The sequence below is a fragment of the Arthrobacter sp. 135MFCol5.1 genome (assembly GCF_000374865.1).
GTDB lineage: Bacteria > Actinomycetota > Actinomycetes > Actinomycetales > Micrococcaceae > Arthrobacter.
This window is the reverse complement of sequence record NZ_KB895454.1, coordinates 1-26,274: the sequence shown is the minus strand read 5'-3', so window position 1 is coordinate 26,274 and position 26,274 is coordinate 1. Positions and strand designations below refer to the sequence as shown.

Annotated in this window: 25 protein-coding genes and 1 pseudogene; 15 read left to right on the top strand and 11 right to left on the bottom strand. The window is 65.6% G+C overall.

Going from position 1 to position 26,274, the window contains the following annotated elements; all coding sequences use genetic code 11:
* The first annotated feature begins 10 nt into the window (after positions 1-10).
* Positions 11-1,477, top strand: a complete 1,467-nt coding sequence (locus C563_RS0106335; RefSeq protein ID WP_018761196.1) for an FAD-binding oxidoreductase — start codon at positions 11-13, stop codon at positions 1,475-1,477.
* Positions 1,478-1,509: 32 nt separating this feature from the next.
* Here C563_RS0106335 and C563_RS20945 read toward each other — a convergent pair whose 3' ends face one another.
* The 3 genes from C563_RS20945 to C563_RS0106320 all read right to left on the bottom strand — a co-directional run bounded on the left by C563_RS20945 (position 1,510) and on the right by C563_RS0106320 (position 6,640).
* Positions 1,510-3,423: a DUF2264 domain-containing protein gene (locus C563_RS20945; RefSeq protein ID WP_018761195.1), complete on the bottom strand. Its 1,914-nt coding sequence runs from the start codon at positions 3,421-3,423 to the stop codon at positions 1,510-1,512.
* A 65-nt stretch (positions 3,424-3,488) separates the two neighbouring features.
* Entirely contained in the window at positions 3,489-4,634 is a 1,146-nt protein-coding gene (locus C563_RS0106325; protein WP_026264426.1) for a LacI family DNA-binding transcriptional regulator, read from the bottom strand.
* Positions 4,631-6,640 (bottom strand): heparinase II/III family protein, encoded by a 2,010-nt coding sequence (locus C563_RS0106320; protein ID WP_155845117.1) that lies wholly within the window; start codon positions 6,638-6,640, stop codon positions 4,631-4,633. Before C563_RS0106320 ends, C563_RS0106325 begins: the two co-directional genes overlap by 4 nt.
* Positions 6,641-6,800: 160 nt before the next feature.
* Between C563_RS0106320 and C563_RS0106315 the strand changes: the two genes are divergently transcribed.
* From C563_RS0106315 to C563_RS0106290, 6 genes are read left to right on the top strand one after another with little or no spacing between them, the layout of a single operon-like run.
* Positions 6,801-7,814, top strand: a complete 1,014-nt coding sequence (locus C563_RS0106315; protein ID WP_018761192.1) for a hydroxyacid dehydrogenase — start codon at positions 6,801-6,803, stop codon at positions 7,812-7,814.
* Positions 7,815-7,865: 51 nt separating this feature from the next.
* Positions 7,866-9,146 (top strand): ABC transporter substrate-binding protein, encoded by a 1,281-nt coding sequence (locus C563_RS0106310; protein WP_018761191.1) that lies wholly within the window; start codon positions 7,866-7,868, stop codon positions 9,144-9,146.
* A 9-nt stretch (positions 9,147-9,155) separates the two neighbouring features.
* On the top strand, positions 9,156-10,094 hold the full coding sequence (locus C563_RS0106305) for a carbohydrate ABC transporter permease (protein WP_018761190.1): 939 nt from the start codon (positions 9,156-9,158) through the stop codon (positions 10,092-10,094).
* Positions 10,094-11,029 (top strand): carbohydrate ABC transporter permease, encoded by a 936-nt coding sequence (locus C563_RS0106300; protein ID WP_018761189.1) that lies wholly within the window; start codon positions 10,094-10,096, stop codon positions 11,027-11,029. The genes C563_RS0106305 and C563_RS0106300 overlap by 1 nt, the downstream gene beginning before the upstream one ends.
* Positions 11,026-11,760, top strand: a complete 735-nt coding sequence (locus C563_RS0106295) for a DUF624 domain-containing protein (RefSeq protein WP_018761188.1) — start codon at positions 11,026-11,028, stop codon at positions 11,758-11,760. The genes C563_RS0106300 and C563_RS0106295 overlap by 4 nt, the downstream gene beginning before the upstream one ends.
* A gap of 10 nt (positions 11,761-11,770) precedes the next feature.
* Positions 11,771-13,543 (top strand): glycoside hydrolase family 35 protein, encoded by a 1,773-nt coding sequence (locus C563_RS0106290; RefSeq protein WP_018761187.1) that lies wholly within the window; start codon positions 11,771-11,773, stop codon positions 13,541-13,543.
* Positions 13,544-13,589: 46 nt separating this feature from the next.
* On the opposite strand, the gene C563_RS0106285 is transcribed toward C563_RS0106290, so the two are convergent.
* Both C563_RS0106285 and C563_RS0106280 read right to left on the bottom strand, forming a co-directional pair.
* Complete coding sequence (locus C563_RS0106285) at positions 13,590-14,126, bottom strand: GNAT family N-acetyltransferase (protein WP_018761186.1); 537 nt, start codon at positions 14,124-14,126, stop codon at positions 13,590-13,592.
* 73 nt (positions 14,127-14,199) lie between these two features.
* Positions 14,200-14,952 (bottom strand): lytic transglycosylase domain-containing protein, encoded by a 753-nt coding sequence (locus tag C563_RS0106280; protein ID WP_018761185.1) that lies wholly within the window; start codon positions 14,950-14,952, stop codon positions 14,200-14,202.
* Between the two features lie 55 nt (positions 14,953-15,007).
* Here C563_RS0106280 and C563_RS0106275 point away from each other — a divergent pair, with 55 nt between their 5' ends.
* Entirely contained in the window at positions 15,008-15,523 is a 516-nt protein-coding gene (locus tag C563_RS0106275) for a nucleoside kinase (protein WP_026264424.1), read from the top strand.
* A 189-nt stretch (positions 15,524-15,712) separates the two neighbouring features.
* On the top strand, positions 15,713-16,222 hold the full coding sequence (locus tag C563_RS20940) for a hypothetical protein (RefSeq protein WP_018761183.1): 510 nt from the start codon (positions 15,713-15,715) through the stop codon (positions 16,220-16,222).
* A gap of 177 nt (positions 16,223-16,399) precedes the next feature.
* On the opposite strand, the gene C563_RS20935 is transcribed toward C563_RS20940, so the two are convergent.
* Entirely contained in the window at positions 16,400-17,014 is a 615-nt protein-coding gene (locus C563_RS20935) for a gluconokinase (RefSeq protein WP_043423874.1), read from the bottom strand.
* On the bottom strand, positions 17,011-18,417 hold the full coding sequence (locus tag C563_RS0106260; RefSeq protein WP_018761181.1) for a GntT/GntP/DsdX family permease: 1,407 nt from the start codon (positions 18,415-18,417) through the stop codon (positions 17,011-17,013). The genes C563_RS20935 and C563_RS0106260 overlap by 4 nt, the downstream gene beginning before the upstream one ends.
* Positions 18,418-18,574: 157 nt before the next feature.
* Between C563_RS0106260 and C563_RS0106255 the strand changes: the two genes are divergently transcribed.
* Both C563_RS0106255 and C563_RS0106250 read left to right on the top strand, forming a co-directional pair.
* On the top strand, positions 18,575-19,291 hold the full coding sequence (locus tag C563_RS0106255) for a FadR/GntR family transcriptional regulator (RefSeq protein ID WP_109044676.1): 717 nt from the start codon (positions 18,575-18,577) through the stop codon (positions 19,289-19,291).
* Between the two features lie 177 nt (positions 19,292-19,468).
* Positions 19,469-20,854 (top strand): MBL fold metallo-hydrolase RNA specificity domain-containing protein, encoded by a 1,386-nt coding sequence (locus C563_RS0106250; protein ID WP_018761179.1) that lies wholly within the window; start codon positions 19,469-19,471, stop codon positions 20,852-20,854.
* Positions 20,855-21,022: 168 nt separating this feature from the next.
* Here C563_RS0106250 and C563_RS0106245 read toward each other — a convergent pair whose 3' ends face one another.
* The 3 genes from C563_RS0106245 to C563_RS0106235 all read right to left on the bottom strand — a co-directional run bounded on the left by C563_RS0106245 (position 21,023) and on the right by C563_RS0106235 (position 22,632).
* Positions 21,023-21,331, bottom strand: a complete 309-nt coding sequence (locus C563_RS0106245; protein ID WP_018761178.1) for a winged helix-turn-helix domain-containing protein — start codon at positions 21,329-21,331, stop codon at positions 21,023-21,025.
* Positions 21,328-21,771: a hypothetical protein gene (locus C563_RS0106240; protein WP_018761177.1), complete on the bottom strand. Its 444-nt coding sequence runs from the start codon at positions 21,769-21,771 to the stop codon at positions 21,328-21,330. The genes C563_RS0106245 and C563_RS0106240 overlap by 4 nt, the downstream gene beginning before the upstream one ends.
* A gap of 138 nt (positions 21,772-21,909) precedes the next feature.
* Positions 21,910-22,632, bottom strand: coding sequence for an HNH endonuclease family protein (locus C563_RS0106235; protein ID WP_018761176.1), 723 nt, complete (start codon positions 22,630-22,632; stop codon positions 21,910-21,912).
* A 173-nt stretch (positions 22,633-22,805) separates the two neighbouring features.
* Here C563_RS0106235 and C563_RS0106230 point away from each other — a divergent pair, with 173 nt between their 5' ends.
* Complete coding sequence (locus C563_RS0106230) at positions 22,806-23,207, top strand: VOC family protein (RefSeq protein ID WP_018761175.1); 402 nt, start codon at positions 22,806-22,808, stop codon at positions 23,205-23,207.
* A 182-nt stretch (positions 23,208-23,389) separates the two neighbouring features.
* The gene (locus tag C563_RS0106225) at positions 23,390-23,590 is read left to right on the top strand and encodes a hypothetical protein (RefSeq protein ID WP_018761174.1); all 201 of its coding nucleotides are present in this window, start codon (positions 23,390-23,392) and stop codon (positions 23,588-23,590) included.
* Between the two features lie 121 nt (positions 23,591-23,711).
* On the opposite strand, the gene C563_RS20930 is transcribed toward C563_RS0106225, so the two are convergent.
* Complete coding sequence (locus C563_RS20930; protein WP_018761173.1) at positions 23,712-24,296, bottom strand: NADPH-dependent FMN reductase; 585 nt, start codon at positions 24,294-24,296, stop codon at positions 23,712-23,714.
* 460 nt (positions 24,297-24,756) lie between these two features.
* On the opposite strand from C563_RS20930, the gene C563_RS22070 reads away from it, so the two are divergent.
* Complete coding sequence (locus C563_RS22070) at positions 24,757-25,821, top strand: neutral zinc metallopeptidase (RefSeq protein ID WP_081624117.1); 1,065 nt, start codon at positions 24,757-24,759, stop codon at positions 25,819-25,821.
* 184 nt (positions 25,822-26,005) lie between these two features.
* Positions 26,006-26,274 (top strand): annotated as a pseudogene (locus C563_RS20920) (L-talarate/galactarate dehydratase); the annotation flags it as partial.

The window sequence follows — 26,274 nt, the reverse complement described above, 5'->3', positions numbered from 1 at the left end:
TGGAGTTGTGATGGGTAGCGAACGTTTCAACGTGCTCCGCGAACAGGTCCGCGGGCAGGTCATCGAAGAGGACGACGCCGAGTATGAGGCCGCGCGCCTTGTCTACAACGGCATGATCAGCCGCCGTCCGGCAGCAGTCCTGCGGGTCTCGCAGGTGGCGGACGTCCTGGCGGCCGTCCGGTTCGCCAGGGGCCTCGGGATCGAGGTCGCCGTGCGTGGCGGCGGACACAGTGCCCCGGGATTTGGGACGGTCGACGGCGGCCTGGTCCTTGATTTCTCGGCCCGCCGCGGCGTCCGCGTAGACCCCGCGGCACGGCTGGCCCGGGTGGAGCCCGGCGCCACGTGGGCGGACTACAACCACGCTGCGCATGCGTTCGGGCTGGCCAGTACCGGCGGGATTATCGGTTCAACCGGGGTCGCCGGCCTCACGCTCGGCGGGGGCATCGGCTACCTATCGCGGAAGTATGGGCTGAGCTGCGACAACCTTGCTTCAGCGGACGTGGTCCTTGCCGACGGGACCTTCGTCACGGCCAGCGAAGCGGAAAACGTGGACCTTTTTTGGGCGCTGCGGGGCGGAAGCGGCAACTTCGGCGTGGTGACGTCGATGGAATTCCGGCTGCACCCGGTGGACATGGTGCATGTGGGGATCATGTTCTTCGATGCATCGGCCGGTGCCGCGGTGGGCGCTGCCTACCGGGAGTGGATCGCCGCCGAGCCCGACGAGATGGGGGCCTTCCTTGGATTCCACCAGGGACCGCCAGTCCCGTTCCTTCCCGAAGAATGGCACGGGAAGCCGGTGGCCGTGATTGCCGGCATGTGGACGGGCGATCTTGACGCGGGACCGGCACACTGGCAGAAGATGCTTGACGCGGGGACGGTGCTGGGCAGCTTTTTCGCACCCATGCCGTACCCGGCGCTGAACGTCATGTTCGACGGACTCAGCGGCGTTCCGGGACTGCAGGGTTACTGGAAGGCTGATTTCCTCCGCACCCTCAGCGACGAGGCGTTGCGGACCGCCGTCGAGTACGCACCGGGTATTCCCAGCGTCCACTCGGCCAACCACTTCTATCCGATCGACGGGGCGGTCCAGAGGGTGGCGCCCGAGGCCACCGCGTTCGCGTACCGCGACGTTGACTTTGCGCCGGTCATCGCGGCGCAGTGGCCCGACCCGGCGGAAAACGAGCGAAACATTGCCTGGGTCCGGGAATATTGGTCCGCGCTGCACGAGTTCTCCGAGCCCGGCGGCTACCTTAACTTCCAGGACGCCGACGACCAGTCCCGGATCGAGGACACCCTCGGATCGAACTATGCGCGGCTTGCCCACCTGAAGGCCAAGTACGACCCCGACAACTTCTTCCATGTGAACCAGAACATCAAGCCCGCCGCGGCAGGGGCCACGGCGCCATCGGAAGCGGCGCCGCACGAGGCCGCTGCGCCGCCCGCGGCACATCCGGCCGAGGGCGCCGCAACGTCCTGAGGTGCAGTGGGCCCGTGCGGAAGGTGCCGGACCTACGGCCGGAGCTGAGCCCACACGGCGGCGGGGTCCACGGCAGTGCCGTCGGCAAACACGAACAGGCCGTCCCCGCGGAAGCCGGCGGCGTCCAGTTCGGTGGTGAGTCCGTTCCCGCCGAGTCCGACGACGGCCGCGTAATCTCCGTCAGCCGCCGGACCGGCGGTGCCGGCCCACGGAATGGCCACCTGCTCCCCCACCGGGTGCGGCGCCTCCGACTGCCACGTGCCGGCGTCGTCAAGGTCCTGCCCCCAGCCCACGGGACGGACCATACTACTGAGCGTGGACCCGGCGGGGACCGGCCACCCGCCGATCCGCAGCCGCGCGGCCGCCCCGGACGCCCCGCGCACACGCACCAGGCGAAGCTCGACGGCGCCGCGCGTCACCGAAACAACCGTCACTTCCGGACCGGGCGTGGCAATCCCGGCAGCTCCGCTGCCGTGGTCCGGACCGCCGTCGGGATCGATCGCGATCCAGTGCGTGGCCGCACGGGAGGCGCCCACCTGCACCCCGCCGGCGCCGAATTGGCCCAGGAAATCAAACCCGGTGCGGTGCGTCAGCCGCCCGCCGGCATCGGCGAACACCACCGCGTTGTCCAGGGACTCGGACGCCAGGTCCGGGAAGGTGGCCGTGGAGTAACCCAGGCGTGCGTACAGCGGTGAATCAGCCACCCGGGTTCCGGGGTTGGCGTGGTCGGTTCCATGGTTACGGACCCGGACCACGCCGTCCGCTGCCGTGCCATCCACCTGCCAGCCCGGGGCCGGGATGAACAGCCGGGTGTCTGCGGTCTCCACCGGCAACGGCTCCTCGACGGCGGTCCACGCCGGATGGTCCGCCGGAAGGGCCAGGCCCAGCATCCCCTTGGCCGCCCAGTAGGGCGAACCTGCGCCGGAGTAGGACTGCTTCATGCCCGGGAACTCGCCGTGGAACCCAATGGTGAGCAGGCCGTCGTCGTTCGTCGCCCCACGGCCCATGAAATAGGCCAGGACACCGGACGCTGCCCGCCGCGAAACACCGGGGCTCAACCGGGTATGGCCCAGCAGCTGGCCGCTCCAGAACGGGGCTGCCGCCGCAAAGCGGTAGATCAGGCTGCGGCCCTGGACCAGGGGCGCGCCGTCCGCCCCCACCAGGTGGATGGCGTCGTCGAGGAAGTCCGCCAGCCGGCCGCCGTCCAGCGCCGCCCGCGCCTGCACCCGGGGATCCCCGGGCGCCATGAGCTGCAGCAACTGCGGATACACCTGGAAGGCCCAGCCCACGTAGTGGTCGTACGCGCGCTCCGGCCCGTCGGCGAACCAGCCGTGGCCGCGGTGGAGGGAGTCATGGACGGCCAGGCCGGCGTCGATATCGGCATCCGAAGACCTGCCGCCAACGCCGGCGAGGAAGATCTCCACCACGATCTGGAACCACACCCAGTTGATTGGTGGGTAGGTTTCACCAATCACCGTCTCTAACCAGGCGATCAGTTGTTCCTGCACCCGGCGGGGCAACGTGTCCCAGAGGACGTCGCGGGTCAGGGCCAGTCCAACGGCCAGCGATGCGGCTTCCACCTTGGCCTGGTCCAGTTCGCCCGGCGTGGGCCAGCGGTCGGGGTTGGCGGGGTCGGTGCCGGCGTCGAGCCCTTTCGCGTACCAGTCCGCGAGCCAGCGGGTGCCCTCCGGGTCTCCGGCGATCCGGAAGGAGGCGAGCAGGAATGTGCGGGCGAAGGCTTCGAGCGAGTCGCTTCGGCGACCGTAGGCGCTGGTGGCGCCCGGCAGGAACAGGTTGGCGTGGTCGTCGGTGGCGAATCTGTGCGCCGAGCGCAGCAGGTGGTCCGCGTAGGCGCACCAGTGCTCACGGGTGAGGCCGGTGTAGGGCGACAAGTCCCGGTCCAGCGGGGGAAGGACAAGGGCGAGGGGACGTGCAGGGACAGGCATGGATTCCTAGGGGTGTGTGTTGCCCGCGGGCCGGGCAGTGGGCGGCCCGCGGAGCGGCATCGTGATTACGGCGAGTCCAGCAGCGCACCCGCGGCAGCGCGCGGCGCCCCCACCGATGAATCACGCAGGATCAGGTCGGGATTCAGTTCCACCCGGTGCACAGGCCGCATCCGGCCCTCGGCGAGCCGGGCGGCCACGAGCTGGACCGCCACCTTGCCCACGTACTGCTTGGGCGGGCGGACGGCTGAAATGGCGGGTTCGCCGAGGTAGGCCACCTCGTCGTCATATCCCACCACAGCGATGTCCCCCGGCACGGCAAGTCCACGGTCCACGCAGTGCTGGACGAATGCGACCGCCTGGGTGTCCGAATGCACCAAGATGGCGGTGGTACCGGTTGCGGAGCAGAGTGCCAGCACCTGGTCGAAGTGCTGTGCCCGGTCACCGTTGACCTGTTTCACGGAGTCTTCGAGGACGGCTCCCTGGACTGGAATCTTGAGCGCGGTGAGGGCCTGCTGCCAACCCCGGACGACGTGCGGGCTGGTGGGGCTGGAGGAGTCCGTCAGGCAGCCGATCCGCCGGTGCCCTTCCTGCCACAGGTGCCGTACGGCCATGCCGGCGCCAAAGGCATGGTCCGTGGCCACCCACTCGAGCCGGTGCGCCGGAACCTCGGGCGGCGAGCGGCGTTCGGCCAGCACCACCGGGATGGGCAGCGCGTTAAGCCACCGCAGCAGCTCCTGCCCGTGCTCCCCGCCCATGTCCGGTGCCACGATCAGTCCGTCGATGTTTTGGGTATCCAGGAGGGCCTGGACCTGCCGCCGGTTGTCTGCGGCGTCGTAGGCGGAGCCGCGGACCAGGATCCGGAGGTTCTGGACTTCCGCTTCGGCACGCGCCCCGCTGATCACCTGCGGCCAGTAGTAGTCCAGCGACGGGACCACCATGCCGATCGAGTAGCTGTGGTTGGCCGGTCGGACCGCCGCGGTGCGGTCCAGGGGGCTGGGCAGCGTGGCGCCGCCGTGGACCCGGGACACCAGCCCTTCATCCGCCAGGGTGTTCACGTCGCGGCGGATGGTCAGCTCACTGACCCCGAACCGCGCCGCAATGTCCCTGACGGTGATGGCGCCATGGGCGCGCAGCTCCTCCATGAGCCGTTCCCGGCGCTGCAGGGAAAACAACGATTTCCCTTCCGCGCCGGCGGATGGATCATGACTCATGGTGTTGCCTCCACAGTGAGGGTGAATGCGCCTGGGGCGCCGGACGGGGTTGGCGCGCGGAAACGCAGGCGGGTGAGTTTCGGTCCCCAGACGGCGGACAGCAGCGGGTCTTGCAGGTGCCATTCATCCACGAGGACGACGGCGGATCCACGCTCCCAGCGCAAGGCGGCTCCCCGCCCGGTTGCCGCGGCGCCTCCGCAGTCCGTGCCGGGAATACCGGCCGGGTGGACTTCCGCGCTGCCCGCCGGACCGACGCGGACGGTGCCGGAGGCCAGGAACGTGATGTCGACGTCGGACGCCGCTCCGTCCGGTGCTGGAGCGTGCGGGCCTCCACTGTGCGGGCCGGCCCGGAGGTCCCAGTGGTCGGCAATAGTGACCCGGCCTGTGGCCCGGTCCAGGGTGGACGTGCGGATCCACTGGTGCGGCTGCAGCCCGTAGGCTGCCCCCAGGGCGAGTCGGAGTCGTGGCTGCTCCGCCGTGGGCAACCCGAGGACTTCGGCGGCGAACCCGCTGCCTGTTCCCTGCTCCATGCCGAACGGGGCAGGGACGTTGTGCCAGCTGCTTTGCATGGCGCGGATATCGTAGCGGTCCGGACCAAACGTCTTTGCGGTGTACGTGGGCTGGCCGGCGTCCACCAGCACGGGGGTGCCGTCCACGGCAACCACCACGGATCCGACGTCGCGGTGGTTGTGGTGCTCGCCGTTGTGGCCGCCCTTGGCGGCGAGGAGGAGGCCGCGGGTGGAACCTGCCGTTTCCCGGGCAACCATGATCTGGACCGACGGCAGGTAGGTGAACGCCACCAGCGGGAAGGCGCCATTGACGCCTTGGGTACGCCCGGGCGCCGACGCACTCCGGAACAGCGAATGCAGGACGCGGCCCAACCCGGCGGCCGCATCCGGCGCCCCGGCGAGCATCGAGGCCGCGTGCCGTGCCGCGTCATCGTCCCCCAGGCGCACTGCCCAGCGGTGGAGCATGTCCCACGGAAGGGCCGTGGCGGCGCGTGCGGGCCCGTCCGCCACATTCAGGAACCAGGGGCCGCCGATGTGCATCCGGTGCGGGAAGGCAACGAGCTCCCGGATCACCGGCAAGCCGGCACCGAGGACGCCCGCGGTGGCCTCCTCCAGCAGCGCCAGGCCCTCCAAGGCGCGGCCCGCCCCATTCCACCAATAGGCAAAACCTTCGTCGATGGCGCCGTCCGCCGGAATGGCGGCCAGGAAACGGTCCATCCCCTCGATGCAGCGGGCCAGGACCCGGGCCTGCAGGCGGGAATCGTCCACCAGGAACAGCGCCGCGACGATGAGGTTCGAATGGATCCACGGATTCCAGTTGTGGACGTCACCGTCCAGGCCCAGCCAGTGCCAGTCGAGCCGTTCCAGGAAGGGCTGGATCACGCGTTGGTGGACTTCCTCGCGCAGGCGCTTCCGCAGGCCGGGCGCCCGGCTGTCCAAGCGGGCACCGAGGACGTGGTCAAGCCAGGCCAGCTGGGCGGCCACCTCGCCGGCGCCCAGGTCGAGGAACGGCCGCCCCCGGTCCGGAACCACGTCCCCGGAGCAGCGGAAAACGTCGTCGTGTGCCGCCCAGGACCAGGAGCTTTGCTCGCAGAGGAGGTAGGCGCCGTCCACAACATCGTCAAGCCACCCGTCAGCTTCATCACCGTCGGCAGCGGTCAGGGCCATCACCACGGCTCGGGTGAGTCTCTGCTGCCTGGCAGCCACCAGATCCTCGTAGGCGGTGCGGTTGCCGTCACGGAAGTAGCGCGCGTAGTGGGAGACCAGCGGCTGCGGCCAAGGGGTTCCGTGTTCCAGGACCGCCTGATGCTGCAGCGCCGCCAGGCTGGTTCCGGACACAGCGCGCCAGGCTCGATCGCCCGACGGGCGGACGGTGATACGGGCCTCCGCGCCCTCGAGGGCGCGCAGCAGCTCATCCGGCCGGGCGTGCGTCCCCCACGCCGATGCAAGGGGGGTGCCGGGCGGCGTTGCCGCGCCGGGAATTAACGTAACAGGCATCAAAAATCGATTCTGTTGTTCGATCATGATCGTTTAAGGGTGATCTAGATCATCTTGGTTGTTCTGTCTTGTTCATGAGTATGTACTGATTGTTAGATGTGATGCAAGACATGAACAGCGGCCCGATCCGCTCTCCAACCAATGAAGAAAGGAGGCCCGAATGTCGCGTAAACCCAAGGCCCTGCTGGTCATGAACCAGGGAACATTTGCCGACCAGTTCGATTCCCTGCGGCTCGACCGGCTGGCGGGCCTGGTGGACCTGGGCGAAGCGCCGTGGACCGATTCCCTGGACAACCCGGCGATCACCGGCCACCTGGCCGACGTCGAAATCCTGCTGACCAGCTGGGGGGTGCCCCGCCTCGACGCGCCTGCCCTGGCACGGATGCCCAACCTGCGTGCGGTGTTCCATTGTGCCGGTACAGTTCGCAGCTTCGTCACTCCGGAGCTGTGGAAACGCGGCATCGTGGTGACGAACGGCGCCGACGCAAACGCCATCCCGGTAGCCGAGTTCACTTTCGCTTCGATCGTGCTGGCCGGCAAGAAGGCCCACGTGCTCGCGAACGACGCACGCATCCACCGCGAGGACTGGGGCTATGCCACGTCACGCGGGGAGTTGGGCAACATCGGCCGGGTGATCGGCGTGATCGGGTTCTCCCGCATCGGCCGCCGGGTGGTCCGGCTGGTCCAGCAGCTGCAGGACGTGACCTGCCTGGTCAGCGACCCCCATGCGGACTCCGCGGCGGTGGCGGCCGCCGGCGGGAAACTGGTGTCCCTGCAGGAGCTGCTGGAGTCCTCGGACATCGTCACGGTCCACGCCCCGGCCCTCCCGGAGACCCGGCACATGATCGGGTCCGCCGAGCTGCAGGCCATGAAGGACCACGCAACACTGATCAACACCGCGCGGGGTTCACTGGTGGACACCAAGGCCCTCGAAGCCGAGTGCGCCACGGGCCGGATCCAGGCCTTGTTGGATGTCACCGAACCCGAGCCGCTCCCGGCGGACTCGATTCTCTACGACCTTCCCAACGTGGAGATCACTCCGCACATCGCAGGCTCCCTGGGAACGGAAACCCGGCGGATGTCCGATGCAGCACTGAACGACCTTGAACGCTACCTGACCGGGCAGCAACTCGCGGCGCAAGTGGTCTCAGCAGACCTCTCCCTCAGCGCCTGAACTACCTCACGCCGCACACGGCACACAACCAAAACCTCAAAGGAGAACGCAATGAAGCGCAGGACTTTCACCGCCATGGCGCTGGCCGTCACCGCAGGGCTCGGCCTGTCCGGATGCGCCGGGGCCGCAGGCACGGCACCGCAGGCCCAGGACGGAAAGACCACGTTGACGGTATCCGTGTGGAACTACGCAGGGACACCGGAATTCAAGGCCCTCTTCGACGGCTACGAAGCCAGCCACCCCAACGTCCACATCGAACCCGTTGACATCCTGGCCGACGACTACCCGCAGAAAGTCACCACCATGCTGGCCGGCGGCGACACCACCGACGTCCTGACCATGAAGAACGTCATCGACTATGCCCGCTACGCGAACAACGGCCAGCTCCAGGAAATCAACAACGTGGTGGACGCCGTGGGCAAGGACAAGCTGGCAACCCTTGACGCATTCAACATCAACGGCAAGTACTACGCAGCCCCGTACCGCCAGGACTTCTGGCTGCTCTACTACAACAAGGACCTCTTCAAGGCGGCCGGCATCGACGACCCCAAGGACCTGACCTGGGACAAGTACGCCGAGATCGCCAAGAAACTCAGCGGCACCGCCCCCGACGGCAAGAAGGTCTACGGTACCTACCAGCACATCTGGCGCTCGGTGGTGGAAGCCATCTCCGCGGCCCAGAACGGCAAGGACCAGAACAGCGGCGACTACAGCTACTTCAAGGACCAATACACCATGGCCCTTGACCTGCAGAAGAGCGGCGCCTCCCTGGACTACGCAACGGCCAAGAGCCAGAAGACCAGTTACAGGACCATGTTCGAAAGCGGCCAGGCCGCCATGATGCCCATGGGCACCTGGTACATCGCCGGCCTGCTGCAGGCCAAGAAGGACGGCAAGGCCAACGTCAACTGGGGCCTTGCACCCATGCCGCAGAAGGACTCGAACGGCAAAACCACCACCTTCGGCTCCCCCACCGCCTTCGCCGTGAACAAGAACGCCACCCACTCCGACGAGGCCAGGAAGTTCATCGAGTGGGCCGCCGGCGAAGAAGGAGCCAAGGCCATCTCCAAGGTGGGCGTGGTCCCGGCCCTCCAGGACGACGCCGTGACGGACGCCTACTTCAAGCTCGACGGCATGCCCACCGATACCCTGTCCAAGAAGGCATTCGCGCCGGACAGCACCGCCCTGGAGATGCCGGTCAGCGACAAGTCCGCGGCCACGGACAAGATCCTGAACCAGGAGCACGACCTCATCATGGTCGGTGAGAAGTCGGTTGCCGACGGAATAGCCGAGATGGGCAAGCGTGTCAAGAGCGAAGTCCTGGGCCAGTAACAGGCAGCCATGACAACCAAAACCATCACCCCGGCCGCCGCGCCCGCTGCAGCCCCGGCTCCCGGCCGGGGCAACCGGAAACAGGCGCGGCGCAACACCCTGATCGGCTGGACGTTCATCCTGCCGAACTTCCTGGGATTCCTGGCCTTCACGCTCATCCCGGTGCTGGCCGCATTCGCCCTTTCCTTTATGGAATGGACCTCCTTCAGTGCCCCCAAGTGGGTGGGACTGGCGAACTTCCAGCGGATGCTGGCCAGCGACTCCTTCTGGGTGGCCCTGCGGAACACCGTGGTCTACGCGATCGGGCACGTGCCGCTGACCATGGCCCTGGCCCTGCTGCTGGCCATGCTGCTGAACCGCAAGCTCAAAGGCATCGGCTTCTTCCGGGTGGCCATCTTCTTCCCGTACATCACCTCCCTGGTGGCCGTCGCCGTCGTCTGGAACATGCTCTTCAGCCCGGACAACGGACCCATCAACCAGTTCCTGCACGCGATCGGCATCGCCAACGCGCCGGGCTGGACCTCCAGCTCGGACTGGGCACTTCCCGCCGTCATCATCACCAGCGTCTGGCGGGACATGGGCTATTACATGGTGCTGTACCTGGCGGGCCTGCAGGCCATCCCCTCGGAACTTTACGAGGCAGCGGAGGTTGACGGCGCCAGCGCCTGGCAGCGGTTCTGGAACGTCACCATTCCGTCCCTGCGGCCCACCACGTTCTTCGTGGTGGTCATGCTGACGGTTTCCAGTTTCAAGGTCTTCGACCTCATCGTGGTGATGACCAACGGCGGTCCCGGCCGCTCCACCACGGTCCTGTCCCAGCTCATCTACCAGGAGGGCATCGGCGAGGGGAAGTTCGGCTACTCGTCCGCGATCTCGCTCGTGCTGTTCCTGATCGTGCTGACGGTCACCGTCCTGCAGTTCAAGATCCAACAGCGGAGGGAACGCTGATGACCAACATGGCCGAAGACCTCAAGGCCGAGTCCCGGCTCCTGGGAATCGGGCTTCCCCCGAACACCGCCGAAGAGGACCGCCGCACCGAACGCCGCCGTTCACCGCGGGAGCAGAAAAAACGCACCACAGACCTTGTCATCTACGCCGTGCTGGCCGTGCTGGTGGTGGCGCTCATGGTGCCGTTCATCTGGATGGTCTCCTCCTCGCTGAAGGAAAACAACCAGGTCCTCACGGTGCCCATCCAGTGGATTCCCAGCGAGTTCGTGTGGAGCAACTACACGGACATCTGGACCCGGATCCCCATGATGGGGTACCTGCAGAACTCGCTGTACCTGGCCGTGATCATCACCTGCCTGCAGGTGCTCACCGGATCGCTGGCAGCTTACGGCTTCTCCAAGGTCCGTTTCCCGGGCCGGGACGTCCTGTTCCTCTGCTACATCGGCACCATCGCCGTGCCCTGGCAGGCCTACATGGTGCCGCAGTACATCATGATGCAGAACCTGGGCCTGACCAACAGCTTCAACGCCCTGATCCTGCTCCAGGCGTTCGGCGCATTCGGTGTTTTCCTGATGCGGCAGTACTACATGACCATCCCTGATGAACTGTGCGAAGCCGCCCGGATAGATGGCTTGAGCGAATACGGGATCTGGGCCCGGGTGATCCTGCCGCTGTCCAAGCCGGCGCTGGCCAGCCTGGCACTGCTGACGTTCGTGAACACGTGGAACGACTACATGGGCCCGTTCATCTACCTCACCTCCAACCGGCTCTGGACCGTTCAGCTGGGGCTGCGTTCCTTCGTGGGCCAGTTCGACGCCGAGTACGCCATGATCATGACCGGGTCCGTCATCTCGGTGATCCCCATCCTGGCCATCTTCCTCATCGGGCAGCGGTACTTCATCCAGGGCATCGCCACGAGCGGGATGAAGGGATGACCTCCGTGGCGCAGGACCACACGTCCCGGCCGGGTGGGCCCCCGCGGCGCGGCCTGGCCGGGCGCATCCCCGGCCCCGGGTTCGACGCGTTCGGCAGCATCTTCGGCTTCATCTACACCTTCCTGGCCGGTAATGTGCTCGTGGCGCTCGCCAACGCCCCGCTGGTGCTGTGCCTTGCCCTGGTGGCGGATCCGGCCGCGGCATGGCCTTTCTTCCTGGCGCTGTGCGTCACCGTTCCGCCGTCGCTCGCCGGACTCTTCGCCTCCTTCCAGGCATTGCACGACGACGGCGCCGCGGCCAAGCCGGTGGCCTCCTTCCTGCGGGGCTACCGGCGCGGTTTCCGTCGGGCGGCCCTGCTCGGAGCCGCGGCCGTGGCGGTACTGCTCTTCCTTGGCGTGGACCTGGCGATCGTGCAGTCCATGCCGGCCGCCGCACTCCTGGTGCCCGTGATCGTGGTGGCCGCCGCGATGACCGTGAGCGTGGCCGTGATGGCGATTGCCGGCGTCGTACTCCTTCCCGGCAAGGGGCTGATAAGCCTGCTCAAGGCGTCCCTCTACCTGTCCGTCCAGCGCTGGTACCTGAGCCTGGCCATGCTGGTGCTGCTGGGGATCATTGCCTCCGCGGCCGTGCTGCAACCGGTCCTGGGCGTGGCCCTGGCACCGGCACCGCTGCTGTTTGTGGCTTGGAGCAACGCCGCCTATGCCTACTCTTCCGTCCTGCGTACTTCCTAGGATTCCCTCCGTGCACACCTTTGCCATCGGCAGACGCGACTTCCTGCTGGACGGGGAGCCGTTCCGCATCCTCTCCGGCGGCATCCACTACTTCCGCGTCCACCCGGACCTTTGGGCAGACCGGATCCGCAAGGCGCGGCTGATGGGCCTGAACACCATCGAAACGTACGTGCCGTGGAACGAGCACTCCCCCACTCCCGGAGTGTTCCGGACCGGCGGCGGCCTGGACCTTGCCCGGTTCCTGGACCTGGTAGACGCGGAAGGAATGCGGGCCATCGTGCGGCCGGGGCCGTATGTCTGCGCGGAATGGGACAACGGCGGACTGCCGGCGTGGCTCTTCACCGATCCCTCCATCGGTATCCGCAGCAGCGAACCCCGTTACCTGGCGGCGGTGGATGGTTTCATGGATAACCTGCTGCCCATCGTGGTGGAGCGGCAGGCCACCCGCGGCGGGCCGGTCATCCTGTTCCAGATCGAGAACGAGTATGGCGCCTACGGCTCGGACAAGCCGTACCTGCAACACCTGGTGGAGGTCGCAAGGCGGGCAGGCGTGGACGTTCCCCTGTTTACCTGCGACCAGCCGTTCGGGACCATGATCGAGGACGGCTCACTGCCAGGGCTGCACAAGACCGGCACTTTTGGTTCCCGCGCCGCCGAGCGGCTTGCGTTCCTGCGGGAACGGCAGGCGGACGGCCCGCTCATGTGTGCAGAGTTCTGGAACGGCTGGTTCGACACCTGGGGAACGCACCACCACACCACGGACGCCGCCGCGTCCGCCGCCGAGCTGGACACCTTGCTGTCCGCCGGGGCGTCGGTGAATATCTACATGTTCCACGGCGGCACGAACTTCGGATTCACCAACGGCGCGAACGACAAAGGCATCTACGAACCCACCATCACCTCCTACGACTATGACGCCCCGCTGTCCGAGGACGGATACCCCACCGACAAGTACTTTGCGTTCCGCGAGGTCATAGCCAAACATTTCCCCGTTCCTCCGGAGGTCCCTTCGCGGCGCCCGGCCGCTGCCGAGGCGGCGGTGGTTGTGGGGTTGAGCGCCGCGCTGCTGGACGTTGCCGGCGCCCTGCCCGCCGCAGCGGTCCCCGGCCCCGTGCCACCGGGCGAGGCCACCGGCCAGTACCGGGGGTTCGTCCTCTACGAACGGCACATGCCCGACGCCGGAGTCCTCACCTTCAGCGACGTGCGAGACCGCGCCCAGTTCTTCCTGGACGGCATCCCGGCGGGTGTCCTGGCCCGCGAACTCGGCGAGCGCACCATCGTCCTGCCGTCAGGTGGGAAACTGCAGATCCTGGTCGGAGACCAGGGCCGGGTCAACTACGGGCCACGGATCGGCGAAGCCAAGGGCCTGATCGGGCCGGCGCGGCTGAATGGCGTTGAGCTTGCGGACTGGACCATCCGGCGTGTGGACCTTTCGTCCCTTGCGGCTTTCCGGGCCGCTGCAGTGCCGCTGCCCGGTTCCGGGGGCGGTGCGCCGCACGGCTCCGGCGGCGTGGCCGGACCTTCCGTCTCCTTCGCCACCTTCACGGCCGACGCTCCCGGCGACCGGTATTTGCGGCTGGACGGATGGACCAAGGGCAACGCCTTCATCAACGGCTTCAACCTGGGCCGTTACTGGAGCCGCGGGCCGCAGCGCACTCTCTACGTGCCAGGGCCCCTGATCCGGGCCGGCAGCAACGAACTCGCCATTCTCGAACTGCAAGGCAGCGCCACCCGCGCAGCGCAGTTCGTGTCCGGCCCGGACCTTGGGCTGGACGAAAAGTAGGCTCCCCGCGTCTCAAAGCGGCAGCGGCTGCCGCGGTCCGGCGCTCTTAAAGGATGCGCTGGTACATGCGGTGGTCCTGCCACTGGCCGGCGATCCGCAGGTAGGCCCGGGCGGTGCCGTACGCCTCGAAGCCGTTCTTCTCCAGCACCCGTTGCGATGCCGTGTTGTGCAGGAGCGTGGCCGCCTCGAGGCGGTGCAGGCCGAGTTGGGCCTTGGCAATGATCATCGCCGCGGCCAGCGCCGACGTCATGAGCCCTCCCCCTTGGGCGTCCTGTGCGGTCCAGTAACCCACGTGGGCGTTTTGGAAGGCGCCGCGGACGATCGAGCTCAGGGTCAGCAGGCCGACCACTGCCTTGTCCGCCACGAGGACCATCGGGAGTGCGGTGCCGTCGTCGAGGTCCTTCAGCCGCCGGGTGAGGACGTCATGCTGGCCCTGGACCGTGTAGAACTCCTCGGGCCTGACCGGTTCCCACGGTGCGAGGTAAGCGCGGTTGGCCTGGAACGCGGCGGCCAGCGGCGCGGCGTCAGACAGGTGGACGGGACGGAGCACGATGCCGTTGGCGAGTTCGCAGGAGAAGTCCACGCGCCCAGACTACCTGCCGTGCGGGTGTGGCGGATTGCCCTGGCAGGTGTCTAACCACGCCCCTAATTGTGTGCTACTCGGCCGTGCCCGTCTTCGCGGCATAGGCAGTGGCCTGGGCGCGCACCTGCCGGACGTAGGCATCTGACTGGTTGTACGAGTAGATGGCATTAGTCCACCCCTGCGCTGTGGTCAGGTCGCGGCCGTGGCCGCACAGGTACGTCGCGGCGGTGAGGGCGGCGTCGTCCAGGTTGAACGGATCCGCCAGGCCGTCGCCGTTTCCGTCCAGGCCCGCCATCTTCCAGGTGGAAGGGATGAACTGCATCGGTCCAACGGCATGGTCCCAGCGGGCGTCACCATCCAGGGCACCGCCGTCCGTGTCAGGGATGGCGGCGAAGCCGGCGCCGTTGAGGCTTGGGCCCACAATGGGGCCCGTTGCGTGACCGTCCTTGTCCAGGCTCCCGCCGCCGTAAGTTCCGTGCGCCGATTCGACGAAGCCCACGGCCGCCACCGTGTTCCAGCCGATCCCGCAGCCAGGATTGGAATCGTTGGCAGCAGCAGCTGCGGCAACATACACCCGCAGCACGGTAGCGGGGATCCCGGTCTGCGCGGCCGCCTGCGCGAGCCACCCACCGTCCGGGGCCCTGGTCACCTTCACCGCCGTCGTCATGCCGGCGGACAACGCATCCATCTTTACGGCCGCCCGGGGCGGCGGCGAAAAGGCCCCGTGTGCGTCCGCGCCCCGCTGCCCGATGGCCCAGAACGAGAACGCGGTCATAACGCCCACCAGGAAGAGGCAGAGAACCAGGTAGCGTTTGAAACGGAGCACTGACCAATCAAACCATTTCCGGCCGCAGCCGGTTGACGGCTGGGTACCATCAGGCATGGGCAGAGGGAATTACCTGGTGGAAGGTGGTTCAGGGACCGGAAAGACCGCCGTATGCAACGAATTGCGGCGGCGCGGCTTCCAAGCCATCAATGGCGACCGGGAGCTGGCCTACCAGGGTGATCCGGAAACCGGCGAACCACAGGCGGGCATCAGCGGCGCCGCTGCGCATCATCACCACCTCTGGCGGGTGGGCGACGTGGAAGCCCTCGCCTCGGACCGGAGTGAGGCGGTGACCTTTTTCTGCGGAGGTTCAAGAAACCTCGGAAAGTTCATCCACCTGTTTGACGGCGTCTTCGTCTTGGAGGTGGACCTGGAGACGCTGAAACGGCGGCTTGACGGGCGCCCCGATGAGGAATGGGGTGGGCGGCCGGCGGAGCGGGCACTGATTGAGCAGCTGCACAGGACACGGGAGGACATCCCGCCTGGCGGCATCGCCATCGACGCCACCGCGCCGCTCCATGACGTGGTGGACGAGATCCTGCGGCAGGTCCAGGCGACGGGCAGAGCCTGAACCTCCCCGCGGTGCCAGTCCAGGGCGGCCCATTGAGGCGGCCGGTCCCGGGGCCGCGGTGCCCGCCGGGAAGTCACCCTGGTCCGGCGCCGGGGACTTTAAGTGCGGTCTTCCATCGAGCGCGCGGCGGGAGCAAACTGCGAGAACGCGGGTGCCCGCGTACACACCATCCAGCAGAAAGGCGTTCCAATGACCACTTTCGAACCTCTCCTTGGGATCGGCGTCAGCGAGATGCAAAGCGCCGCGGGGAGGGAAGTCAAGAGGATCATGGCCGAGGCAGGCGGCGACCGTCTCAGGGCCGACAAGATCGTCCTCAACAAACTCCTTGAGCTTCAGTTCGTCACCGAATCGGAGCTGCCCGTGCTGACGCGCATCTGCGAACTGGGATACGCCGTCACGGGCGGCAAACACGACGCTGCCGCGGCCCACACCGAGGTCAAGAAGGCGTACGAAGAGCTCCTGGTCCGCGGCAACGCCACCCCCGTGGCGCTGTCCTATGCATCCGGCGCCATGGGCTCCTACGTGCCAACCAGTTCCGGTGGACAGACCACAGTCGTCTACAAGAAATCAGGCGGCAACTGGCAAGGGACCCTGGCCGGGGCGGGAGCCATCATCGGAGGATACTTCGGGGGGCCGGGCGGCGCGGCCGTCGGCGGCGCCATCGGCGGTGTCCTCGGCAAGATTGTCGACGACTGCTGACCGGGAGCACTGAAACACCCGGGCCTTCAACAGGTGCACCGTCACGAGATGCGGCGTGAAGATGTACCCCGAGAACGCGATAGGAAACTACTCGAAATGCGGCGGATCGATTCCGGGCAAAGAAAAATGCAGCGCGCCATTGGCGCGCTGCATTTTGTGGCCACTCCTGAGGTGGCCCTAGCCGTCGCTTCCGGCAGCGGACGTGCCGGCGGATGACGTGCCCGGCCTGGGGTGGCCGAGGGCCGAGGAGCCTGCGGCAGGGGAAAGGCCCAAACGGCGGACGATTTCGGCTGCTTCCTCTGCGGGAGTGCGGCCCACGTCGATGACGACGGTATTTTCCTCCGGTCCCGGAGGTTCCAGGGTGGCGATCTGTGAATCCAGCAGGGTGGCCGGCATGTAGTGGTCCATGCGGCTCGTCAGGCGCCGTGCGATCTGTTCCTTGGAGCCAGACAGATGCACAAAGACGACGTTCTTCTCACGGAGGCGGTCACGGTAGATCTTCTTCAACGCTGAGCAGGTAATGATGCCTGGTATCCCGGCCATGGTGTGTTCGATGATCCATGAGGCGATCGTGTCCAGCCACGGCCAACGGTCGTCATCGGTCAGCGGGATGCCGGACGCCATCTTTTCGATGTTCTCAGGTGAATGGAGATCGTCGCCCTCCTCAAGGTCCCAACCAAGCTGGCCGGCGAGGATGCCTGCCACCGTGGACTTGCCGGAACCTGAGACACCCATGATGACGAGGACGGGCTGTTGGTCCTGCCCTGGTGCGGGCACTGGATCCTGCGTCATGGAATCACCACGGAAAGAAGCATCACCAGGCCGAAGCCGACGAGCGAGATCAGCGTCTCCATCACTGACCAGGTCTTGAAGGTCTGGCCCACGGTCAGGCCGAAGAGTTCCTTGACCAGCCAGAATCCGGCGTCGTTGACGTGGGAGAGGAACAGCGATCCTGCACCCACCGCGAGTGCCAACAGGCCTGCGTGCGCCGGGGAAAGGGACGTGGCCAATGGGGCGACGATGCCGGCCGCCGTGACGGTTGCCACCGTGGCCGAACCCGTGGCCAGCCGCATGGCCACGGCGATGAGGAACCCGAGGACCAGCACCGAGATGTTCGCGCCGGTGGCCCATTTCGCGACGGCGTCTCCGACGCCGGCGCCGATCAGTGTCTGCTTGAACCCGCCGCCGGCGCCGACGATGAGGATCACCGCGGCGATCGGTCCCACGGAGGCACCGATCTTGCCGCCGATCTTGTTGCCGGAGAAGCCGACGGCGTAGCCGAAGGTCACCAGGGCCAGGAGCACGGCGAGGGTCATGGCGACGAGCGGTTCACCGATGAAGTCGAAGAACACGCGTGCCGCGCTGGGGTTCTTGGCGTCCGGGGAAATGATGTCAACGATGGCCTTGAGGAGCATGAGCACGACAGGGAAGACGATGGTCAGCAGGGTGACGAGGAAGGTCGGCTGGCGTTTGGCGTCCGGGTCCGCCTGCGTGTGTTCGGTGTCGATACCGCCGGCCAGCTTCGGTGCGTCGACGGGGACCCAGCGGGCGGCGTAGATCGCGAAAAGCGGTCCGCAGATAATGACGGTGGGGATGGCGATCAGGAGGCCGAGGGCAAGTGTGATGCCGAGCGGGGCGTTCAGGCTGGAAATGGCAACCAGGGGGCCGGGGTGCGGCGGGACCAGTCCGTGGAGCACGGAGAGGCCGGCAAGGGCTGGAATGGCGACGCGCATCAACTTTCCGCCGGACCGCTGGGCGACCAGCACGATGACCGGCAACAGGAGCACCAGGCCGATCTCGAAGAACATCGGCAGACCGATGATCACCGCCACCAGGGCCATGGCCCACGGCAGGAGCTTCGGGGAGACCTTGCCAAGCAACGTGTCCACCACGCGGTTTGCCCCGCCGGAATCGGCAAGCAGTTTGCCCAGCATCGCGCCCAGGGCAATCAGCAGGCCCACTTCCTTCAGGGTGTTGCCCACGCCGTCTTCGAAGTTGCTGATGACCTTGTCCAAGCCGACGCCTGACGCCAGCCCGACAAAGGCCGAGCCGAGCACCAGTGACAGGAAGGGATGAAGCTTGAATTTGACGATCAGCAGCACGATGAGGGCGATGCCGATCGCGGCGACCACCACGAGTTGGGTGTCGTGGCCGTTCCAGGGCTGCGCTGCCGCAGGAAGGAGGAGGGGTGTCATGGGTTTCCTTGGGTTGGGGCGGAACCGGGATCTGTTTGTTTTTGACCGGACCGCCAAATATGCTGTGGATCACCGTACACACTAAATACGATTTATGGAACCCGGCGGCGCTGCCAGCAAATTGACGTGCGCCTCCGGCCCAAAGGGGGACGCTGCGATGACTGATCAACCAGGGACCGCCCGGCACGTCAGCAGGCATTCTGCGATCGTCGAGCGGCTCGGGAGTGACATTACGTCCGGCAAGCTGGCCACCGGACTGGTGCTCCGCTCCGAAGACATGGAGCAGCAGTACGACGTCACGCGATCCGTGCTCCGCGAAGGCCTGCGCGTCCTGGAAACGCTGGGAATGGTGACCTCCCGCCGCAGCGTGGGCGTATCCATCCGCCCCCAATCCGAATGGAACGTTTTCGATCCGCTCGTGGTCAGGTGGCGGCTGAATGGTTCAGGCAGGGCAGCCCAGCTTCGGTCACTGACTGAGCTCCGCTCCGCCGTCGAACCGCTGGCCGCAAAACTCGCTGCCACGCGGATAGCGGCGGAGGACGGCCGCCTGCTGCTTGAACTCGCGGCAGGACTTGAAGTCACGGCCGAAGCCGGCGACCTCGAAGCCTTTCTTCCCCTGGACATCCAATTCCACGCGTTGATCCTCAAAGCGTCCGGCAACGAGATGCTGCTCAACCTGGAATCGGCGATCGGAGAGGTCCTGACCGGCCGGACCCACCACGGGCTGATGCCCGACCGGCCCGAACCAGAGCCGCTGCGCCTGCACCTCGAAGTCGCACGGGCCGTTGTCGCCAGCGAACCCGCGGCGGCACATGCGGCCATGCAACGCATCGTGGACATCGCGGGCCGGGAAATGGACGCAATTTTGGGATAGGGATCCGGAGTACAGGCATGAACCCAGGATTCCCTCCCCGGAGGCAGGGGCGTTAGGCCCTGTCGGCGCCCACAGGTCAGGTATCTACTGAAAGGACGGCGGGCCCTGCGTGGCCCTTTACGGCCAACGAGTCGAGCGCAGGGTTGAGTCACCCAGCCAGGCGGATCAGGAGCACGTATGAGCGGGCAACATCCACCAGCGCTGCAGTTCCTGGGCGCTACGGACACGGTGACAGGTTCCCGATACTTGGTCCGTTCGGAAAATCACCGGATCCTTGTTGAGTGCGGACTTTTCCAAGGCTATAAGGTCCTCCGTGATCGAAACCGCACTCCGTTGCTGGTCAGCCCGGCGAGTGTCGATGCGGTGGTCCTCACCCATGCCCATTTGGATCACAGCGGGTACATCCCCGCCTTGGTACGCGATGGTTTTCGCGGTCCTGTTTACTCGACACCCGGTACCGCGGAACTGTGTTCCCTCCTGCTCCCGGACAGCGGTTATCTCCAGGAGGAGGAGGCCCGGTATGCGGACCGCACCGAATCGTCAACGCACCATCCGCCCATGCCCCTCTATACCGCTGAAGACGCCGTCCGGTCGCTGGACAGTTTTCAAACCCGGACCTTCGACTCCCCTTTCCTGCTGCCAGGGGGCATCGAGGCAACATTCCTTCCGGCCGGGCATATCCTTGGGGCAGCACAGGTACACCTCGCACTCGCAGGCCACACCGTGCATTTCACCGGCGATCTGGGACGCAGGAACGACCCCCTGATGTACCCGCCTCGAGACCTTGGGACCACTAACGTCCTTGTCACGGAATCCACGTACGGCAATCGGACACACCCAGGAGGAAACCCGGAAGCTGAACTCGGCGAAATCATCAGCCGCGTGGCCAAGCGACATGGAGTCATCATGGTCGCCGCGTTCGCCGTCGGCCGGGCCGAGACCGTCCTGCTGTACCTCTCCCGCCTCCTGGCCCGGCATGCGATTCCCGCCATCCCCATATACCTCAACAGCCCGATGGCGATCGACGCCTCCGGTATGTATCAGCGCCACCGCGAGGAACACAGGCTGGCACAGCACGACTTTGAAGCCATGTACAGGGTCGCGAAGCCCATCCGCAGCGCGGACGAATCGAAACTGCTCAACCTCCGCGGCGGACCCATGATCATCATCTCCGCCAGCGGCATGCTCACGGGCGGCCGGATCCTGCACCACCTCGCTGCCTACGGCCCAGACAAGCGCAATGCCATCATCCTTAGCGGATACCAGGCCGGAGGCACGCGCGGCGCAGCACTCGCCGCAGGTGGAAAACACCTCCGCATCTACGGGCAGGATGTCCACATCGAAGCAGAAGTCATCCAGATGGAAGGCCTCTCCGCGCACGCGGACTCCAATGAATTGCTCCAATGGATGCAGGCAGCCCCGCAGGCACCAGACATGACCTACATCACGCACGGGGAGCCGGACGCCGCTGACGCTCTCCGTGTCCGAATCAAGCGTCAACTTGGCTGGAAAGTCCGCGTTCCTGAACACCAGGAGACTGTTTCGATCGAAAACCCCCGCTGACACCCGGCCTGCCACGTCCGCCGTGCTGGTTAGCTCCGTGGCAGACGCGCGCAGCCGGCCACTCCACACACTCATTCGTTTGGGGGGCCGGCGGCCGGTTGGCCTCGGCGTTCGATTCTCCGGTGCCTGCTTGACCGTCCCGCACTGTCGCGTACCAGGCAGGGGCCCCTACAGTCCGGCGGCGATGGACCGGAGCGCTTCGAGGTGGTGCTGGTAGGCAGTCCGCCCGGCAGGCGTGAGGGAGAGCCAGGTCCGCGGGCGTTTTCCGACGTAGCCTTTTCGGATTTTGATGTAGCCGACAGCTTCGAGTTGGGCAGCCTGCTTGGAGAGCACCGGGGCCGTCACCTCGATCGTGTCGCGGACGTGGGCGAACTCGGCTTCGTCGACCTGCGCCAAGGCGGCAACGATACTGAACCGGACGGGTGCGTGAATGTGCTCATCCAGCCTGTGCCGGGCATGCTGGCCGGCACTGCTCACCTGGAGATCCAACGGATAGCTGCAGCGGCCGCCAAGGCTGGGGCGGCGGCGAGGACGGCGCCCAGAGCGACCATGGGCCACGTGTTGTCGGCGGATTGGGACGCATGGTTGAGCCAGGGCAGAACGGCGATCAAGGACAGGACGAAGGATCCTGCAATGCCTGTCCTTGACCACAACCTCGCCCTTCGAGGGACCGTTTTCGCTGCCCGTTCGATCCACCAGGCAACGAGCAGCCACAAGGCAATGAAGGCAACGGTCTTCACGGCATGGGCCATGCCGCCGGCGAGGATATTCTGACTCGCCATGTAAAAGGCCGTGGTAGCACCGAACACAGCCGTTGCCAGGGCGTGGACCGAACGGTCCCGCTCTGAGGTGATGCTGCGGGCCTGGACGGCAGAGAGCTGCTCACGGGCTTGCTCCGGGGTTGGATGGTTTGTCACGGAAACTCCTCGCTCAGTTGAATGTCTGTCCATCTAAACAAGTAGTTTCCAAATTGGCAACTACTTTCCATTGGGCGTTCGCAGCTCATATGCGGGCTCTAACCAGGAATCAGAGGACGGGCGACGCAGGCACCTCCTCTAATTGCAGCCCTTAAGGGTGCGGGCGATGGAATCATGCTCGGCCGGAGTGACCCAGAGGCTGTACTTGGCCTTGACGGTAGTCTGGCGGGCGACGTAGTCGCAACGGAAGGCTTTGTTCGGCGGCAGCCACGTTGCCGCGTCGCTGTCACCCTTGGCGGCGTTGGTCGGTCCGTCCGCAGCCATGAGGTTAAGCGGGTCGTTGGCGAATTCCTTGCGCCGCTCTTCACTGAGCTGCTGTGCACCTTTCTGCCATGCATCACTGAGTGGAACGATATGGTCGATCTGGACCCTGGAACTCGTGTCCTGGCCGCGGACGAAGCCGATCCTCGTGCCGGTGTACTTGTCGGCCAAGGTGCCGCTGGCAACGACACAGCCATTGGTGCCGGGCTTGAAAGTCTTGTCCAGGAGATCACGCCCAAGAATGTCATTGCGGGTATCACAACCGTTGTGGTCGACGTCCGCCCACGCCGGCCCGAACTCATCGCGGGTATAGCCGGTCTTGGGCGCCCGACCTTTTACTTGGATGGTTTCCAGTTGGGCGAGAGCTCTCGCGGCGTCAACGGAAGCTTCGGCATGCCCAGTTGCTCCTGAAGCGATGCCTGGGCCAGGCTGGCCGTCGTCGAAGGCGTGGGCTGTGGCGTCACATCCTGCTAATGACCCACCCAGCAGCAAGACAACGGCGGCCGTTAGGGCTTTGGAAGGCAGAAGGGCGGTTTTCATGGTCCTCTGGATCGCTGGGGGTCATTCCACGCTAGCTTCGAACCACCGCTGCCGCGCGCAACGGCGCCCGTGGTGCCTGCCACACTCGTCGGACCCGCGGTCCCCCGGCAACATCCGCCCAGACACCGTGTTCTCGCTCCCCTGGGCAAGAAACGCCGTGTACGCTGTGGGCCATGACGGCGCCGCAAATCTATGTCATGTTCCCCGGCACGGCGCGTGAAGCACTTGGTTTCTACGCGGACGTTTTCGGCGGCGAACTCTCCTTGTTCACGTACCGGGAGTTCAGCCGGAATGACGGACCACCGGATGCCATAGCCCACGGCGTCCTCTCAGGCCCGGTCGCCGTGGCCGGGGCGGACGCGGCCACCGGCGAGAATGCTGTCCAATCTGAGGGGCTGATGCTCTCGCTGCTGGGAACCGCCGTACCTGCCGTTCTTCACCAGTGGTTCGACAAGCTCGCCTTGGGCGGCAGGGTGGTCGATCCCCTTGGCCCGAAGCCATGGGGCGCGGCGGACGGCCAGGTCATCGACCGCCACGGGCTCCACTGGCTCATCGGCTATGAGACGGCACCCTGAAGCACGCACACCTGTGACCTCGCCTCGTCGTCAGCAGATCGACGCCGCGGATGTCGGTCCGGGAGTTCCACCGCAGGCCGGTGGGTCGAGACGCTCTGGACACCCGCGCGCCCTGCGGCCAGGCCCCAGTACACTGATCCACACACGATTAATCGGGACAGTACCTGAAGGATGGCCAAGAGATGACGGACAAGCTGCGCCTCACCCCGGACGACGACTTCCCGGAGGATCTGGAAGTGATGACCGATAACGATGTTCAGGTACTGGACAGCAGGATCCAGCGACAGCTCGATCATGAAATCGTCACTACGGGCGAATCGGATCCCGAAACGGAATTCCGCCACTACGAACTCGATGATGAGTTCACAGAACGCGGCAAATAAACCCGGTAGGTAGACATGCGGGGTTTGCGCTTTAACCAGGCGGTCTCGAAGGCGGCGGTTCTGGTGCCCAGGCATGTCGTCGTCACCGACGACGACCCGTGTCACGGGTGCGGCAAGCCCGTCATTCGTAGTCGATGGCGCGGCCTTTGGCGAGGGTTTCGGCCCACCACTTGAGCCCTTCGGCGAGAGCTTTGAGCCGGGGCTCGATAGGCTCGAAGACGCTGAAGTCAGCAGGGTCTTTGGATTTCAGTGCCGGGCGTATGACGTCAGGCAGGATGTGCACGGCCTGGCGGATGGCTGCCATGTCAAGTTCCACGGCCACCAGTCGGAGTTGTTCGATCACCCGGGCTCCCCCTACGCCGCCCCAGCCGACGAAGCCAACAGGTTTGCGCTGCCACTCGATGAAGGTGTGATCGATGGCGTTCTTCAACACTGCGGGGTAGCCGTGGTTGTATTCACCACTCATGATGACGAACCCGTCCGCTTCATCAAGTTTGCGGCCCAGCGCCGCGATTGCCTCGGTTGGGTAGTCACGCCCGGTGACGGACGGCGGTTTTTGGTCGAAGAACGGCAGCGGATAGTCGCGGAGATCCAGCAGTTCCACGTCCAACCCGTGCTCCCGCAGCCGCTGCTGCACCCAAGGGGCGACACGTTCGCTGAAGCGGCCCGTCCTGGTTGTTCCCATGATGACCTGGATCCTGGTCATTGGCGCCTCCTGGCCGTACTCCCACTCATTGAAGAAACGCCGGCGCGGATGCCGTTATTTCATCACGGTTACCACCGCGCCGGCCAAGTGGTGAACCCTCCCTCGGATGCCACCGCCGACGGCGCCCTGGAGAGACGGCCGTCTTCGGCGTGCCCGAGAAGCGCCAGGCGGTGTTCATTCCCGATGGGCTGATGCTTCGAGACAGGGCTGTTGTAGGTATCGGCGCCTGTCAGGACTCCGCCCGCGTGTCAAACCCGGAATTGTACGGAGATCTCCAGTTAGCTCCCCCAAAACAGATTAGGGAGGCAGGACAATAGCTATACGCGCTAAATGATCCTTAGAATTGGCGGACCCAAACGCGGCCTGTCATGGCCCCAATATCCAGGTTTTCCCACCCGCTGCAGGGAGTGCAGGGGCTCCCCACCGAATTCAGCTCGTCATTAATTGCCAGGAGGCAACAATGAATTCGCTCCCCCGCAAAATCGCAAAGTTTCTCTCGATGACCGCATTTTTTGCCCTGGTCATATCCGGCTGCAGTTCGCAGCCCGCCACACCTGCCAACCAAGGGCCACCCGCCGGCCCAGCAACCTCTGCCGCTCCCACAACGGATTCTGCAACGATCCCAGCGACCATCACGGCCCAACCGCAATTTGAAACTCCCACGCCGGCCGCCACCCCTACAGCGCAAAGGCAAACCGTCACCCCCACGGCTCAACCGCCAACCGCCACGGTAACTGTCAGTTGCTCAAGCACCGACAGGCTTAACCCGGGCCATTGCATCGAGAGCGACCCATTGGGTGATGCACCGCTCGGTGCTGCGCCTCCGCAAAGCCAGGTCATCCCGGGTAGCGACTACTCGTACACCGTGGAGCAGTACCTGAATTTCGTTATGGACGATGTAGGAAACCAATGGGCGAAGTGGTTCCCTTCAGTTGGCCTGCCTCAACCGTCCGTATACTTCATCCTCATCGAGCCAAATACGACAACCACGAGCAAATGCTTCACCGTGCCCCTCACCAGTGATCATCCGAACTCTTATTACTGCCCCAAGGACAGCGACAGCCAACATGACGGGACAATTATTCTCCCCGTCACGACCTTCCAGAAGATGTGGACAGGGGACGTCTTCGAACGCAACAGCAAGACCAAGGGTGACTTTGCTGCCGCCATCCTTGTGGCCCACGAGTTCGGCCACCACGTTCAGAATGCGATCCAGCTGGGTTACAACAAATTGCATCCGGAATCGCCAATATCGGCCGCACCGCAAGGAAAAAACATTGAACTCATAGCCGACTGCTTCGCAGGCAATTGGATGGCCACCGCCTATTACGAAGGGCTGCTGGAGCCAGGTGACTACGAAGAAGCCATTGCCGGCCTGGAGTCCATTGGCGACACACTCCCCGGCGGAACGGCCCCGCACGGCTCGGCAGACGAACGGAAGGCGGCGCTCTTGACCGGCTACAACGGCACGGCGGAGACGAAATCGGGCGATCCCCTCGCCTGCATCTCCACCTACTGGAAATAGGGGCCCCTCGGCTGCTCGCCACCGTGTCGTCGAGGGTGCCTGGCCTGGGAGGATCCGGTCCCCCAGTGGAACCCAGTAGATCGTCAGAGCCTGGGACTGGAGTGACGGCGCATCTTGTAATACAAGTTTTCAGCTTGTATTATATGTGAGCGGGGTAACGTTGCCCCCTTTCCCAGGAGTATCAATGAGTACTGTCGATCTGATCCGGCACGTCAAGCTGTCCACCGCACGCCTGCCGCTCACTGTCCCCATCAGCGACGCCAAAGTCTTCACCGGCCGGCAGAAGCCCATGACCGAGGTGGTCTTCCTGTTCGCCGAGATCACCACCGAACTCGGGCATTCGGGCATCGGCTTCAGCTACTCCAAACGGGCCGGCGGACCGGCACAGTACGCCCACGCCAAAGAGGTCGCCGAGGGCCTGATCGGCGAGGACCCCAACGACATCGCCAGGAT

What these genes read in the sequence shown, in the direction of transcription:
- C563_RS0106335 (WP_018761196.1), top strand. Translation starts at nt 11, where the DNA reads ATGGGTAGCGAACGTTTCAACGTGCTCCGCGAACAGGTCCGCGGGCAG.
- C563_RS20945 (WP_018761195.1), bottom strand. Translation starts at nt 3,423, where the DNA reads ATGCCTGTCCCTGCACGTCCCCTCGCCCTTGTCCTTCCCCCGCTGGAC.
- C563_RS0106325 (WP_026264426.1), bottom strand. Translation starts at nt 4,634, where the DNA reads ATGAGTCATGATCCATCCGCCGGCGCGGAAGGGAAATCGTTGTTTTCC.
- C563_RS0106320 (WP_155845117.1), bottom strand. Translation starts at nt 6,640, where the DNA reads ATGCCTGTTACGTTAATTCCCGGCGCGGCAACGCCGCCCGGCACCCCC.
- C563_RS0106315 (WP_018761192.1), top strand. Translation starts at nt 6,801, where the DNA reads ATGTCGCGTAAACCCAAGGCCCTGCTGGTCATGAACCAGGGAACATTT.
- C563_RS0106310 (WP_018761191.1), top strand. Translation starts at nt 7,866, where the DNA reads ATGAAGCGCAGGACTTTCACCGCCATGGCGCTGGCCGTCACCGCAGGG.
- C563_RS0106305 (WP_018761190.1), top strand. Translation starts at nt 9,156, where the DNA reads ATGACAACCAAAACCATCACCCCGGCCGCCGCGCCCGCTGCAGCCCCG.
- C563_RS0106300 (WP_018761189.1), top strand. Translation starts at nt 10,094, where the DNA reads ATGACCAACATGGCCGAAGACCTCAAGGCCGAGTCCCGGCTCCTGGGA.
- C563_RS0106295 (WP_018761188.1), top strand. Translation starts at nt 11,026, where the DNA reads ATGACCTCCGTGGCGCAGGACCACACGTCCCGGCCGGGTGGGCCCCCG.
- C563_RS0106275 (WP_026264424.1), top strand. Translation starts at nt 15,008, where the DNA reads ATGGGCAGAGGGAATTACCTGGTGGAAGGTGGTTCAGGGACCGGAAAG.
- C563_RS20940 (WP_018761183.1), top strand. Translation starts at nt 15,713, where the DNA reads ATGACCACTTTCGAACCTCTCCTTGGGATCGGCGTCAGCGAGATGCAA.
- C563_RS20935 (WP_043423874.1), bottom strand. Translation starts at nt 17,014, where the DNA reads ATGACGCAGGATCCAGTGCCCGCACCAGGGCAGGACCAACAGCCCGTC.
- C563_RS0106260 (WP_018761181.1), bottom strand. Translation starts at nt 18,417, where the DNA reads ATGACACCCCTCCTCCTTCCTGCGGCAGCGCAGCCCTGGAACGGCCAC.
- C563_RS0106255 (WP_109044676.1), top strand. Translation starts at nt 18,575, where the DNA reads ATGACTGATCAACCAGGGACCGCCCGGCACGTCAGCAGGCATTCTGCG.
- C563_RS0106250 (WP_018761179.1), top strand. Translation starts at nt 19,469, where the DNA reads ATGAGCGGGCAACATCCACCAGCGCTGCAGTTCCTGGGCGCTACGGAC.
- C563_RS0106235 (WP_018761176.1), bottom strand. Translation starts at nt 22,632, where the DNA reads ATGAAAACCGCCCTTCTGCCTTCCAAAGCCCTAACGGCCGCCGTTGTC.
- C563_RS0106230 (WP_018761175.1), top strand. Translation starts at nt 22,806, where the DNA reads ATGACGGCGCCGCAAATCTATGTCATGTTCCCCGGCACGGCGCGTGAA.
- C563_RS0106225 (WP_018761174.1), top strand. Translation starts at nt 23,390, where the DNA reads ATGACGGACAAGCTGCGCCTCACCCCGGACGACGACTTCCCGGAGGAT.
- C563_RS20930 (WP_018761173.1), bottom strand. Translation starts at nt 24,296, where the DNA reads ATGACCAGGATCCAGGTCATCATGGGAACAACCAGGACGGGCCGCTTC.
- C563_RS22070 (WP_081624117.1), top strand. Translation starts at nt 24,757, where the DNA reads ATGAATTCGCTCCCCCGCAAAATCGCAAAGTTTCTCTCGATGACCGCA.